This window comes from Amycolatopsis sp. NPDC102389, assembly GCF_044765885.1.
Lineage (GTDB): Bacteria > Actinomycetota > Actinomycetes > Mycobacteriales > Pseudonocardiaceae > Amycolatopsis.
This window is the reverse complement of record NZ_JBIWKX010000005.1, coordinates 936-17,052: the sequence shown is the minus strand read 5'-3', so window position 1 is coordinate 17,052 and position 16,117 is coordinate 936. Positions and strand designations below refer to the sequence as shown.

At 65.4% G+C, this 16,117-nt stretch carries 1 protein-coding gene (running past one end of the window); it reads right to left on the bottom strand.

What is annotated here, in order from left to right:
• Positions 1–16,117, bottom strand: partial view of a hypothetical protein gene (locus ACIRGA_RS06705; RefSeq protein ID WP_400937760.1) — the 5' end (the start) only. Its footprint begins 25,367 nt before the window's first position; the window shows 16,117 of its 41,484 coding nt (coding positions 1–16,117); its start codon is at positions 16,115–16,117; its stop codon lies off the left edge, out of view.

Here is a 16,117-nt window from a genome sequence, read left to right as displayed (position 1 = left end):
ACCGGTCGAGTGCGATCAACCTTTGCCGGGTGCTTTCGGGCAGGGCGTGGTGCTCCAGCTTGCCTTCACCGGCCAGCGCGGTGTACTCGGCGAGTTTGGCCCGCAGTTCGGATCGGGGCATCTCCAGCTCGGGCAGCCCATGGATGGCGCGGTCGTAGCCGGCGGCGGCCTGGTGCTCCGGGGTGTTCGACACGTCGCCGAAGACGGCTTCGACGGTTGCCCGGTGCCGGTCCCCCGGGGTCGGAGCGGGTCCGGTTTCGACACGGAGTTCGACGTCCTCCAAGCGGACCGTCTGGTTGTCGTCTTGAAGCGCGGCGAGTTCCTCGGCCAGTGTCTCGCGGAAACGGTCACGCACCTGGACGGCCCGTCGCTGAGCGGTCGTGTCGCGCAGTCCGGGGAAGAAGACGTTGTCACCGCCATACCCGGTGATCATCACCTTGACCCCGGTCAGCCCCAGGTCCTCCCGGAGTACGGCCACACGGGCCACTTCGCGCGCGGCCATGCGGACGTCCGCGAGGTCGTCCTGGTCCGGGATCGACTGCCCCGGTGCGAATCGCACCTTCACCGGAGGGATCTCACGGAGCCCGCCGAGGGCCGTCGTCACCAACGGGTTGAGCCCCGGAGCGGTGCCTTCGGGGGCGTGGAGCAGCGCCTGCTGGTCGAAGAAGGTCTCACCCGGTTCCTTGGTGTACATCCGGAAAAACCAACGCTCTGGACCGGGCAGGAGGTCGAGTTCGTCGGCCATCGCCCGCCAGACCCGTTGCCGAGCTGAGGGTTCAGCCCGGTCATACCCGGTCCTCGCGATACCGGCAAGGGCTTCCGCGAGTTCGCGATGACGCTCCAACCGGGCAGTCTCCGCGTCGTCTCCGGCGGTCCGCGCGCGGTACACCTGCCTCGACAGCTCGGCCGAGAGACTCTCGAGTTCTGCGTGGTGGTGCATCAGATTGCGCTCGATCGCGTCCCGGACGGCCGCGTCCTGTTCCGCGGTGTGCGGGTGGTTCTCCAGCGTGATCTGCGTCCGGCCGTCGGCGCTCTCCGCGATCACGGTGGCGAAGTGGTACCCCGTCGGCTGGTGCGCCCCGCTCCGGGCCATGCCCGGGTAATCGGGGTGGCCGTCGGCGCTCTCACCGGGAATCGAGGATCGCACGTACATCTGTCCTGGCTTCGCCCAGGCGAACTGGTTCACACCCATGCGTCGGGTGGCTTCGTCGAGCTTCAACCGTTGCGTCCGCATTTCCGAGGCGTGGTTCAGCATCCGCCCGTACCGCCGTCCCGGAGGCGGGCGCCCCGCGGTCCCGCCGGTGTCACGTTGGTCCCGTGCGGCGATCTCCGCGGCCCTGCTTTCGTCCGCCAGGGACGGATCACCCTGTTCGACGATCTCGGCGAGGCCCTCGGCGAGGTGGAAGGTGCCGATCACCTCCGCGCCGTCGGCGGTGTCGACCCGAGCCGTCGCCCGGTGCCCCCCGGAACCTTCGAAAAGCAGCGTGTCCGGCGTGGCGCCGTGGACGATCCCGGCGAAGTCGCGGGAATCGTCGGTGAGCTGCTCGGGCAGCCGGGGAACCACCCGGTGCAGTGTCTGGTCCCGGCCCTGTTCGTCGAGAACGATCCGGGAATCCCGCACCTCCAGCTCGATTCCCGACCTGCTACGCCGCAGGGCTCCGCGAGCCTGTTCGAGCACCTCCTCGGTGGCGAAGAACTCCCTCGCCTCGATCACGCCATCACCGTCGTCCACCGACCGGGCGCCGTTGATCCCCAGCGTCCCGTCCCGCGCTACCCGCAGAGGCGGCCGATACTCCGTCTTGGTGCCGGTCTCCGGACGGCCGAAGACCGGGAACGCGCCGTCGGTGCGGCCCTGCGGGCGCAGCGGCCGGAGAGACTCGAAGTGCTCCGTGCCCACGGGGTCGGGCCGGTAGCCGGAAGTCAGGTTCGGCCGCGGCGCGGGAGCCGCGACAGGCGCGACAGAAGGACGCCGTCCACCTTGTTCGTCCCCCACGTGGACCAGCGTCGGCAGCAGGCCTGGCCCGAAGCGGACGAGCGGCACGGTGCGGTGCTGTTCGTCGATGTCGTCACGGATCTTGCGCTGGAACTCCGTCTCCGGCTCCCAGTACTTGAGCGCACCGTGCTCGACCCCCATCTCACGCCCGGTGAGCAGATACACCATGCGCTCGTAGTCTGCGTGGTGCAGGCTCGCCCCGTCCTCGGGCAGGCGGATGTCGTACACGTCGTTGTCGCCGGTGATGTTGCGGAAGCCGTCTTCCTTGCGTTCCTGGACCACGCCGTCGACGACGCGGAACCGGCCGGACTCTTCCAGCCCACGCATGGACTCGCCCAGCTGCGTGTACTCGACCGAGCGGTCCTGGTACCGCTTCGTCACGCGCTCACGGAGATCTTGCGGCAGGCTGTCGAGGTCCGGCCTCCGCGGCTCGAAGTAGGCCACCAGGCCGATCAACTCCCGCGGCATACCCAGGTGGACGTCGAGCTCGTTGAGTGTCTTGGCCTTCATCTCCACCGGCTTGGGCACCGCGCCCCTGGCTCGCCAGCCCACAGAGGCGGGGTTGGCCGGGCGGACGTCGAACACCACGCCGAACCGATCGGCCATCTTCTGGAACCGGCGCTGGTCCTGTCGTGAGAGACCGTACTGGGTTTCGAGCGACTGTTCGCTGACGAAATCCGAATGCGCGGACTGAAGGGAGACCCAGCTGTTCTGCCGCAGCAGCGGCGCCGGCGTCGCCGGCGACACATGCTGGTCGAGATCATCGAAGAGCTCTTCGATGAAACGATTCGCCTCGCGTTCGATTTCGGGAAGCTTCGGCGGTTCTTCGGAAGCGCGTTCTGTGCCGGCGAGCGAACTCGTCTCCGATTCGGGGCGGTTCTCCGGAACCGGTTTGCCGTCGAGCGCGGCAAGCACGTCCTCGGTGAACATCCACGCGTTCCTGTCGATTTCCGGCAAGAAGTCCGCGACGCCAAGCCTCACCGAGTCCGGAGAAGGATCCCCGACGGGAACGCGAATGGTGCCGTCTCGAAGGATCTCCACCTGTCCTGTCGGTCCACTCACATCACCGCGATAATCCTTTTCCCGCAACAACCCCCGCAAATTGCCCAGCAACCCACCCAACGCCGGATCAGCCACCCGGCAACTCAAGACCACCAGTTCGCCGCTATCCCGCCACGCCTGACCACCCGGCAACTCCCTGCTACTGAGCAACCGATACACCCCAGCCTCATCCAACCGGATCCGCGCACCATCCGACCTCCGCCGAACCGAAAAACCACCCCCACCATGCCCCACCACCGCATACGCCCCCGGCACCCCCGCACCACGCTCGAACGCCGACCGCACCACCCCCACCTCCCCGGCAGCCAACGGGAAAAACACACCCACCACCTTCCCCCCACCATCCCGCAACGACACAAAATCCACATCAGACAACTCAACCCACTCACCCCCCACCACATCCGACAACAACACCGGATCACCCACCGACCCCACCGGACGATCCAACGTCACACCCTCCAGCGACTCCTCCGTGAAAGCAGCGAAATCCGCCGGATCATGACCCATCGACGCGAAGAACTCAGGATCCACCGGATCCCCAGACCACGCACTACCTCCCACCTCACGCTCACCTGCCAAGGCTTCGCCCGAATCCGGCATAACCACGTCGCCTTGCCCCGCAAAGGACGACGCCTCCGGAGCAGTAAAAGCCGGATTCAGGGGGAAAACCGATGCCTGGCCCCATGGAGCGGGTGTGGAAGCCTCACCGGGCCCGCGTCCGATCAGGTCGATGAACAGCACCGACTTCTCCGTCCTCGAAGTCTGTCTCAACGCGGTGTGCTCGTCGATGAACTGCTTGATCCGTTCATCGGACGCCCCCGGAAGCGCCGACCGCACCGCCGCGTTCACTTCTGCCGTGACTGAGCCCACCCGTTCCTCTCTCAACGACCCCAAGCTCCGGAGCTCGAACACCAGCCTGCCCGGATCGCCCCCCGCCTCGGCCCGCCGGACCAGACCCTCCACCATCCATCCCAGCCGACGCCGCTCCGCCAGGGAGATGCCCGTACCGAATTTCAAGAAAGACAAAGCCAGACTCGGCACGCTCCGGTAGAAGTCCTCAGACCGGTTCGGCGACCGATGAACGACAATTTCGACGTTGGCCGGTTTACCGTCCCGAGCCCGGTGCAGGAATTGATCGAAACCGAACCGCAGCAAATCCGGGTCGACGCCTCTTCCCCGGAAGGCCGCCCGCAACCCATCCTGCAGCATCTCGAACACCGCGGGTCCGTACCGCTTACCCCGAGCACGGGATATATTGGCATGCAGCCTGATGTCCATCGGTTCTTGCCCGGCCACCGGCACCCTGCCGGCACGAACAAGATCATCCACAAAGGCCCCCAGCGACTCCTGGTCAACGGCGGGCGGGTCGGTCAACACCACTGTCCCTGACCACCTGGCGTCCACCGGAGCATCAACCTCGGCCCTGGTGCTCACGCCCATCGTTCGCAACGACGGGCCCTCCGCGTCAGGTAACCGGAACAGCCGATCAGATGTGACAAGCTCAGCGTCGTCGGTTGCCCGATCGCCACCGAGACGATCCTCAGGGTTTTCCACGGTGGCGCCACTCGCGCGTGCGGGCTCGGACCCCGACGTCCCTGCCTCCGCCGACCGTGGATCGCCGCCCCACCGCAACATCACCTTGTGCTCCGGAGACATCCTGTCCAGAGCGTGATCGGGGCCGGAGAGATCGAGGGCGAGGAGCGCCCGACCGCGTTCTAACACGCCGAGCCTGATGTGGTTGTCGATGAAATTCCTGAACTTCTCCTCGGAGGCCCCAGGCAATGCCGCCCGTACCGCCGCGTTCATCTCGGCCGTGACCGCACTCGTCCGCGACTCCAACATGTTCGCCACGCCGGCTAGGCGCAAGGTGAGGAGAGGCGGATCGCTCGCGTCCTTGTTCTCCTCGACCCGCTGAGCCAACCCCTCCACCATCCACCGCAACCGCCGGATCCCGGCAGTCACCAAGGAGCCGCCATAGTTGAACGACAAGTCCAGTCGACGTCCGGCCCGGTAGCTCTGCGGTGACTGATTCGGCGAGTCGAAGACGACGATCGTGATTTCCTTGTACTTGCTGTTCAAACGCCGACGTTCAAAGGTGATTCCGAGTGTGTCCGGGTTCATCCCCTCGGCCCGGAGCGCGGCCCGCAACGGCGCCTCGAGAAGCCAGAACTGCGCCGTCCCGAGCTCGTCGTGCCGCTTTGAGTTGTTGTGCACTTGCAACTGCACATCCGGCATCTCCCGGTGCTGCACGAACAGCGATTTGACGTTGGCCGCGAACCGAGCCGCGAATGCCGACAGCTCCCCCATTTGCACTCCGGACAACTGCAGTGGGCTATCCAACGGGGTCCGGCCCCGCCAACCATCCACTACATGGGGCACCACCGGCCTGGGCATCCGCCCCACCGGTTCCCGACCTGTGGCTTTCGGCAGGGAAATCAGCCGGGTGCCCTCACTCAAGTCCGAGGGCGGCCGAGGCGAATCCACGAACAGCGACGACTCACCGCCCATATCCGCTATCGGAACAGGGGTCTCCGTCGCCCCCGCCGGACGATCCGACCTCGCACCATCAGGCAAGTTCCTCGTGAAAGCAGCGAAATCCGCCGGTTCGAAACCCATCGACGCGAAGAACTCAGGATCCACGGGATCCCCAGACCACGCGTCATCCACCACCCCGCCGGCGTCAGCCCACAGCTCACCTTGGTCCACAAAGGACAAAGACGGCTGAGTATCGGTAACCGAGTCGAAGAGCGAAAGCACGGGGTCGGCCAAGGGGGACGGCCCCTCGTCATTCCACGACGGAACCGGCAGGTCCTGACCAACCTGGGGCTCGGTACCCCACATCACCACATCGCCCGACCGGTCCACCACGACCTCGGACTCGTCAGCCCCCAATACCACCGTCGCCGTCTCATCCCGCACGCTCGGCAAGTCGTCAGGGCGGACCGCGCCCGATACCGGCTCATTCGGTGTCTCCGGTGTCTCCGGCGGAAGGTCCGCCACCGGTGTGGCCACCTCACGCGCTGGCGTCTCCCTAAGCGAGAAATCGTTGTGATTCCGCAGGTTTTTCGAAGAATCCCACGTGATTCGCACGTGCTCGCGCATGATCGCCTGGACCACAGGCAAACCAAGTGGCCGCTCACCGGCGTTCCACCGCTCGGTCAGCACTTCCCGGACCAGTTCCTCCATCCGCTTCTGGCGCTCCGGGCCGATCGAGGGGATCCCGGTGAGGTCGATGACCAGGCTGGGCCGCTCGGCTGCGGCCGCCTTGAATCGGTCGAAGAAGCCCTCCACCGCCCAAATCAACCGCCGCTCCACCGCTACCGGGAGGTAGTCGCGGTTTCGATGGAAGAGGCCCTGGAGTGCCCGCGCTTGCCGATAGTCCTGCGGGGTCTGGCCGGGGTCGAGATGGCGCAGCACGGTCGCCTTGCCGTCGTAGCCGTCACCACCACGTGCCCATACCCAGCTGAAGGCGAATTCCTGTGCCGCGGCCTCGGTCACGCCGGCTTCCCGCATTCCGTCCCGGAGCAACCGGGTGAGGTAGTCCTGCGTCACCCGGCGTACGGCCTCGTCACCCGCCCTCCGCTGAAGCCGTACCGTGAATCGCACATCCGGAAGTTCCGTGTCCGGATGCCGGGCCAGAATCTTCTCGCCCACCCACCGCCCGTACGTCTGGAATTTGACCTCGTCGTCACTGAACAACCGGGCACCGTCCGCGTCCACCTGGAGGAAGATTCCGGTGGTCCCCGGACTCGACGTTGCCGCCGCGTCGAGGGGAGCCCACAACAACATCGGTTCGGGGTCGGTGGCCGTCCTGTCGAGGGGGTGGTCCGGACCCTCGATGTCCAGATACAGCACCGGGCGCTTACCGACCAAGTCGTGTCGCCGGAACTCGATGTGCTTCTCGATGAACTGCTTGAGCTGTGTTGGACCGGCATCCGGCATCGCGGACCGCACCGCCGCGTTCACCGCCGCGGTCACCGACTGCTCCCGAGGTCGTGCGTTGCGCGCTCCCGGACGTAAATCGACGACGAGACGGACTCGCTGCCCAGGATCATCGTTGTCCGTTACCCGCTGGACCAGCCCCTGTACCATCCAGCCCAACCGACGGTGCGAGGCAGCCGAAAGCTCTCCGCTGGAACGCAGGAAAAGCAGATCGAGTGTCCTCGCGGCCTGATAGCTCGTCAGGGACCGGTTCGGCGACCGGTACACCGTGATCTCGGCACGGGGCGGTTCGCCCTCGGACACGTCGGCCTCGATGTGGTCGAAGGTGATCCGCGCCGCCTTCGGGTCCACCCCCCAGACCTGAAGCTCCGTGCGTAGATGGTTCTCCAGCGAATCAAACAACGCGGGCCCGTGCGCTTCCCTCCGCGCAGGGGTGTCGATCACTCGCAGACTGATGTCCAGAGGCTCCAGGTTGTACCGCTCCAATGCCGCCATGTTCCGCGCGATCTGCTGCTTCAACTCACGTAGCGACGCCTCCACCACCGACGAAAGCACTGACGGGTTGGACGTCGTCAACACTCCACGCCATGCCGCCTCAATCACAGGAGGCCGCTCTCCACCGCCGGCCGTCGGCAGCCGCAACGGGCCGTCCAACGCGGCGGGCAAAGGAATCGGCCCGGAGTCCGGCTCAGGATTGGCTCCTATCGCGTCCAGGGGGTGCTCAGGACCTTCGATCTCCACGAGCACCCGCGGGGTCCTGATCCAATCGCGCAGCCGGAACCCGATGTGATCTTTGATGAACTGCTCGATCGTCTCGTCGGAAGCCTGCGGCAACGCCGCCCGTACCGCCTCGTTCACCTCGGCCTCGACGACACTCGTCCGCTTCCCGGCCAGCTTGGGCGCGGTCCACAATTCGAGAGTCATGCGAGGCAGCCGCCTCGGGTCGGTATTGTCCCGCACCCGCTCGACCAAACCTTCGAGCATCCACCTCAGTCGACGCCGCGAAGCCTGAGAGAACAACGGGCTACGCAGAACGAAGGACAGTACGAGCTGCTTCTCAGCTTGGTAACTCCGAACTGTCCGGTTCGGTGATCGGTGCACGGCGACCGCGATACTCCGTGCCGCTGCCGTACCGAGGTCATGCTCGAGATGATCGAAGGAGAACCACAGCGCACTCGAGTCCAGCCCCTGCCGCTCAAGGGCCGTCCGCAAGAAGCCCTCCATCATCGCGAACAACCCCGGCGCCGACCGCGTCCGCTTTTCGGGCGCGTCGGTCACGTGTAACCGCACGTCGTCCGGCTCCCGATCTTGCTGGACATGGGTCGTGGTGTCGTGTGCGATCTTGTCCGCCAGGTCGCTCAACAACCTCTGATCCTCTGAAGACAACCGCGGCGGATCACCCTCCTCCACCACAGCAGACCAGTCGTCCTTGACGAAAGGGTCCTTCCCAGAATTCCTACTTGCCATCTCGAACCGCGATGAGACACCCGGCGCGTCAGGCAAAGAGGTGTGTCCGTTCGCCTCGTCATCCCACGACAATCGCATCCCGCGCTGTTCCGGTAACCGGTCGAGGGCATGCTCCGGGCCCTCGATATCCAGATACAGCACTGTGTTCTGGCCCGATTGACCCACGTGAATCTCGATGTGATTCTTGATGAACTGTTCGACAGTCTCCTGCGAGGCTCCCGGCAACGCCAACCGGACCGCCGCGTTCACCTCGGCCGTGACCACTTCCCGCCGACTATCCGTCGTTTTGGGCAAACTACGCAGATCGAGAATCAGCCGAGGCCGCCCACCGGGACCGGTACTGTCCCGCACCCGCTCGGCCAAGCCCTCTACAAGCCACCTCACCCGACGCCGTGAGGCATGCGCGAAACTGTTACTACGAGGGGGAAAACGTATCGAGAGATCCCTCGTGGCCTGATAGCTCCGCACAGTCTGATTCAATAAACCCCGTACGGTGATTTCGACACCGGGAGACGCGTCTTTTTTCACATCGTCTTCCAGATGGTCGAAGGCGTTGTGCACCGCGTCCGCACCGAGACCCTGTTCCCGCAGCGCCTTTCGTAGCGCACCCTCCAACTTCGCGAACAACGTGGGACCGAACCGAACGCGTCGTGCCGGCATGTCGGTCACCCGCAGCTCGATGTCCGGCGGCTCGTAGCCGGCCTCCTTGAGCTTCAAGGCGTTCCGTGCGATGCGATCCGCAATCACCTCCAGTGACGCCTCGTGGTCGGCCGACAACCGTGGTTTGCCCGTCGCCGGAAGCTCGGCCCGCCAGCGTTTCACTACCGGACTATCCTGCGAACGAGCGGTCGCCACGGATCGGACGGCGTCCGTGGCGTCGGGCAGAGGGATCACTTCATCGGCGTAGGCTCCATCCGGGACAGACGTCGGAGCAGGAGCAGGTTCCACCTGGTTGATAAACAGCACCGAGTTCTGCGTCGTGGGGCTCTGCCTCAACTCGATGTGCTTGTCGATGAAACTCTTGATCCGCTCATCGGACACCCCCCGAAGCGCCGACCGCACCGCCTCGTTCACGTCGGTCGTGACCGAGGCCACCCGGTCCTCCATCATCGACTCCGCGCTCCGGAGGTCGAACATCAGCTTGCCCGGATCGCCCTCCGCCTCGGCCCGCCGGACAAGCCCCTCCACCATCCATCCCAGGCGACGCCGCTCCGCCTGCGAGAGAGTCTTACCGCGGCGCAAGAACGCCAATTCCAGACTCGGCACCGTCCGATACGCTTCCGCGGACTGGTTCGGTGATTGATGAATGGTGATCCCGACGGTGGTCGGTTCACCGCTCTTGGCCCGGTGCAAGACCTGATCGAAATCGAAGCGGAACAACTCCGGATCAACACCACTGCCCTGCAGAGCCCTCCGCAAAGCATCATGCATCATCTCGAACACCGCAGGTCCGTGGTGCTTGCCCTGGGCAACACTCAGCGTCGCATGCAGCCTGATGTCCAACGGCTCTCGCGCACGCGTCGGCACCTTTTTGTCTCGAACAAGACCCTCCACGAACCCGAGCAGCGAACCTCGGTCAACAGCGGGCGGGTCGGTCAATGTCACCGGCCCGGACCAACTCGCTTCCACCAGAGCATCGAACCCGACCTTGTTGCCGTTGACCCTCATTCGCAACGAAGAGCCCTCGGCATCAGGCAACGGAAACACTGACTCGACGGTCTGAGGCAGCTTCGCCACCACAGCCTCGTCAACGACCGCAGGTGGTTCGGAGAGCGACAACACATGCTCCGCGGTATCGGTTCCCTGATCGGTCCACGACAACGTCACCTCGGGCTCGGCAGGCCATGAATCCAGCGCGTGAAGCGGTCCCTCCACATGCAGGACCAACACCGGATCACCCGATACCAGACTCGGGCGGAACTCGAGTTGATCCTCGATGAACCGCTTTACCTGCTCCTCCAACGCCAACGGCAACGCCGCCCGGACCGCCGCGTTCACCTGCACCGTCGCCACTGCCACCAGTTCGGCCAGCACCGGCGCCAACTCGGCCGGCGCCCGCAGATCGACAACCAGACGAGGCCCCTCACCCCCAGCCGCCCGCTGAGCAAACCCCTCCACAAACCATCCCAACCGACGCCACGAAGCCTGTGAAAAGACCGCGGTCGCGGGCAAGAACGGCAACTCCAGCAACCTCGCTGCCCGGTACGCACCCGCCGACCGATACGGCGATCGACGCACCGAAACCTCCACACTCGCCGCCCCATCCACCTCCACATCCGATGCCAGCCGGTCAAACGAGTATCGCAGCGCATCCGCATCCACCCCGCCAGCCCGCAACGCCTCCCGCAAACGCCCCTCCACCAATTCGAACACCGCCTCCCGGCGCCCGGCCCTCTCGACCACCCGCACCCTCACATCCAGCGGCTCCCGCTCCAGTCCCTCCAGCACCACACTGTTCCGCACAAATCGATCCACCCACTCGCTCCACACCACCTCGTCCCCCACCGACAGCCCCACCGGATCACCAGCCGGCAAGCCGGCTCGCCACACCACCTCCACACCAGGATCGCCAGCACCAACCGACACTGGACGAACAGCCATCGCCGCCGGCGGCAACGGGACCACACCATCCGGCAGCCTCAGCTGAGACTCCGCGATGGACGCCGCTCCGGCTTCCGTGGTCCACGACAGTTCCAGCTCCCGCACGCCCGGCAACCGATCGAAGGCATGCTCCGGTCCCTCGACATTCAGATGTAGCGCTTGACTCGTATCCTCATCACCCTGACGAAACTTGATGTGGTCCGTGATGAACTTCGTCACCTGGTCCTCGGTCGCCCACGGTAAGGCCGCCCGCACCGCCGAACGCACCTCGACCTCGACCACTCCCGCCCGCTTCTCGACGAGCCAGGTCCGCCTACGCAAATCGAGAATCAGTCGAACCGGCTGACCCGAGTCGGCACTGCTTCGAACACGCTCCACCACGCCTTCCACCATCCAGCTCAGGCGGCGACGCGATGCCTGCGAAAGCTGCACAGAACGGGCCTGATAGAGCAACTCAAGACTTCTCGCGGCTTGATAGCTCCACGGCGGCAGGTTCGGCGACGAGCGCACGGAGATCCCCATTCCGCGGGTCTTGCGTTTGTCTGGAAGCTGCTCGAATCGATCAAAGGAGAACCGCAACGCAGCCGGGGAAACACCCTTTTCCCTGAGGCGTGTCCGCAGCCCCTCCTCCAGTATTCCCAGCAGTCCCGCGCCGTACTGTTTGAGCCGCTGTACAGGGAGTACCAGCTGCAGCTGGATGTCCAGCGGTTCCCGCCCGTACCGGTCGAGTAGTTTGATGTTGCGGGCGACCTGATCGAGGAATCCGTTCAGCCTCTCCCAAGCCGAGTCGGAGATGCGCGGCGGATCGGAAGTCGTCAGCGCGACGAACACTTCGGCCTCCACATCGGCTTCGTATTCACCTCGGCCAGTCGACGCGGAAGGCAACGAGGAACCTGAACCGGCAGGCATCGGAATCAGCCCGCCGGCAGACGACCCCGCCTCCGCCGCGGCCTCTTGCCCGGCCTCCTCTCGCGTCGAAGATTGCCCACCGCCGGTCCAGGACAATTCCAGCTGCGAATCCGGGGGAGTCAGGTCCAAGGCGTGGTCGGGTCCGAAAAGATCCAAAGCGAGGAGCCCCCCGTGCCCCACACGCCCGATGGGCTTGAGCTCGATGTGATTGTCGATGAAGTTCCTGATCGTTGCCTCGACGGCGCCGGGCAGCGCGGCCCGCACCGCCGCGTTCACCTCAGCCGTGACCCCTTTACTAAGTTCCACCATCGAGTTCAAGGGCGCCACCAGACGCAGGTAGAGAACAGGCAGCCTTTGCGGTTCCTGATTGTCGTTGACCCGCTGGACCAGACCCTCGACCATCCACCGCAGCCGGCGGACCTCGGAAGTCGGTAACGCGTCGGCATCGGTCGCTGGGTTGAGCTTCAGGTCGAGTTCTCGCCCGGCCCGATAGCTCTGCGGTGATCGGTTCGGCGAATCGAGCACCGAGATCCCGAATTCCTTGCCTTGGATAGGTCCGTACGTCCGTCGCTCGAAGGTGATTCCCAGCGCGTCCGCGTTCATCCCCTCGGTGCGGAGCGCGGCCCGCAACTTCTCCTCGAGCATCCAGAACTGCGCCTGACCGAACTTCTTATGCCGCTCTGGGGTGTCGTGCACCTCCAGCCGTACACCCGGTAGCTCTCGGTTCTCCGCGCGGAGCGATTTGACGTTTTTCGCGAACCGAGCCGCGAACTGCGACAGTTCGGCCTCCCGCGTCTCGGACAACCGCACCGGGTTGGTCCCCGAGATCGCACCACGCCAAGCACCTGACACACGTGGCGCCCCTGGCATCCTGACCCCACGCCGAGGTGCTGAACTTGTCGCGAAGGGCAGGGGGATCAGCGCCTCCGGATCTGACTCCCGCGGAGTAGTCAGCTCCACGAACCGCGCCCCTTCACCACCCACCCCTGATCCCTCACCCCGGGCGGCCGAGGAGTCCTCATCGGGATGCTGGACCCGGCCGTCCTCCACCACCCGCACCCGTCCCGTCGGACCACTCACATCACCGCGATAATCCTTCTCCCGCAACAACCCCCGCAACCTGCCCAGCAACCCACCCACCACCGGATCAGCCACCCGGCAACTCAACACCACCAACTCACCGCTACCCCGCCACGCCTGACCACCCGGCAACTCCCTACTACTGAGCAACCGATACAACCCAACCTCATCCAACCGCACCCGCACCCCATCCGACCTCCGCCGAACCGAAAAACCACCCCCACCATGACCCACCACCGAATACGCACCCGGCACCCCCGCACCACGCTCGAACGCCGACCGCACCACCCCCACCTCCCACGCAGCCAACGGGAAAAACACACCCACCACCTTCCCCGCACCATCCCGCAACGGCACAAACTCCACATCAGACAACTCAACCCACTCACCCCCCACCACATCCGACAACAACACCGGATCACCCAACGCACCGGCGGTCCCGCTTACGGTGTCCGCTTTCGGCGTGACCGAAGCGGTCAGATGTGCGGGTGCCGGCATGTCCGAAGTGGGGGGACGGGCGGGGCCATCCGAAGTGACCGCGCCGGGCGTCGTCGACCGAGGAGCGGAGGTCGTGCGGGGCGTAGATGTTTCCGGAGCCGGACGCGCACCCACACCCTCCTGTGGCGACAACGGCCCCGCGGGCTTCGCAGCACTCGATTGCCGAGTGGACGCCCCATCGCTAACCGCACGGGACTGCGTCTGCTGCGCCTCCGGCGCGCCCGGTCGTGAGGGGGCGGTCGTCGACGTCGCAGCTCCTGGCTGGGTTGACTCCCTTACCGTGCGGGAGCCATCGGCGGTCCCCGGAGCCGTCGCGGGACGATCAGACGGCGTCGTGGCGCCGGACGCGGTCGTGGTAACGCGATCCGGTACGGCGCCAGGTGACGAAGGCGAAACCTGCTGGCCCGGTGTCCGCGCGGCGGACGGCACCTCGCCACCCGCACGGGACTGAGTTTGCGGTTGGCCCCCCGTCGCCAAGCCGGGGCGGGCAGGCTGCCCCTGGGTCTGCCCAGCAGGCGCAGCCGACTCCGGGCGCGAACCCGCGCCCGGCTGCCCCTGGGACTGTGTGTTCGCGGCGCCGCTCGACTGGTTGCCAGACTCCATGGCCGGCCGCGAAAGCCCCGCCGCCTGCTTCTCGCCGCCTGTCGTCGCGGCACGGGAGTCACCAGCCGCCTGCTGGCTTACCGGCGTCGTCGACGAACGCGAATCCCCGCCGGTCTGCTGGCCGGCCGGTGCAGACACGGAGTCCCCACGGGCACCGCCACTTGCCTGTACCGGCCCACCAGCAACCTGCTGGGTACCGGACTCCGTCGCAGAGCCCGTCTGCCGACCATCCGTCGCTGTCACAGACTCCCCGCGAGTGCCCTCACCTGCCGCCAGCTGTTCGGTCACACCCGCGACCGGCTGCTCACCCGACTCCACCGACGGCCCGGTGACGCCCGTCACTCGCTCCTGCCGACCATCCGGGGCGGTGGTCTCCCCACGAGAACCGTCCGTCCGAGTCTGCTCGCCCCCGACGGTCGCCGCGGGCCCGGATGCTTCACCGGTGCGTCCACCGGCCTGGACGGCGGGTTCTGCGCTCGTGACCGGAACCTGCGACGTGGCTGGACTTTGCGAACGCTGCTGTCCATTCGGTGAACCGTCGGAAGCGGCCGCCTTTTCCTCGCCGGCAAGGAAGTCGCGCAGGCTCGACTGCCCGGCGCTCTCGGTCGCGATTTCCTGCCGCGCAGGAGCGTCCGAGCTGAAAATTGTCCCTAATGGACTCTTATCGGGAGCAGAGACGTCGCGTACTGTTTCGGTGACGCCATCCTTTGTGGAATCGTTCTTTGCCGGTGTGGATCCCGCCTCGGGTATGACCAGCGGTTGCTTCTCCGGCTTCTCGCTGAAGGACGGCGTCTTGTTCTCCGAGTCCGCGTAAGGTGACTGCTGTTCGGATTCACCCCTGCCGTCACTGTCACCGTCGCCAGTCCCCGACTTCTCGTCGCTGCCCACTACCGACGCCGTCGCAGGTTTCAGCCATCCCAGGCCCAGCTTGTCGAGATTGCCCAAAAAGGATTGCCCCAGCACCGTCGCACCGGTCCCGGTGACACCACCGCCGCCCCTGCCACCCGGGCCGGACAACGCACCCAGGATCCCCTCCCACATGACGCCCTTGTCGTCCTTGGTTGCGAGAAAGACCAAGGGATTGCTGAACGCGACCATCGCGACCTGGCCGATCCCGTAACCCGCCGGACCCGCGATATCGAACGTCTTCTGCCAACCCCGGGGCAACTGATGCCGGATCTCCTTCGAAAAGAAATTCCCGGCCCCCTTGGCCACACCATGGAACACACCGGCCGCCGCACCACCGATAGCACCACCGATCGCCGAACCCTTCAACGACTCGGTATCCCACCCATCCCGATCACCACTCGCGATCTGACCACCCTGAATACCCCCGTCCACCCCCACCATCAACGCCGCGCCACCCGCCGCCCACTTACCGATCGTCGAGCTCAAATTCCACAACTGCGTGCCAACCTGCCGAACCGTCAACTGACCCAGCTTGGCCTTCAACAGCTGCAGAATCCCCTGGATCGTCAGACGGGCGGCCATCTGCACCACGGGAATGAAAATCGCACCGAACAAAGTCCACAGCAGCTGAATGATTGCAGCCAGCGTCAACGCCGCGAAAATGCCCAACATGATCTTGTTCTTCTGAATATCAGCCGCGGCGTTCTTCGCCTGCTTCTCAAAAGCCGCCGCCTGCTGCCTTAACTGATCGAGACCAGCAGACAAATCCCCACGCATGAACTCGAGAACCTTCGACGCCGTCACACCATCGAACGCCCGATCCAACTGATTCGCCACCGAAGGAAACTCATCAAGAACAGCATCAAGATCATCTTGAAACTGCCCCCACGCACGACTGATCGCCTTCAGCCCACCCTCACTACCCTCCGGCCACTCCATCCCAAGAACAACCTTGAAAAAATGTTGCAAACTCGGAGGCAGATGCACAGTCTCATCAGCGCCATCCATCGGCCGCTGAGTACCACCACCACCTGTGCCCGAGCTCTCCTTCAC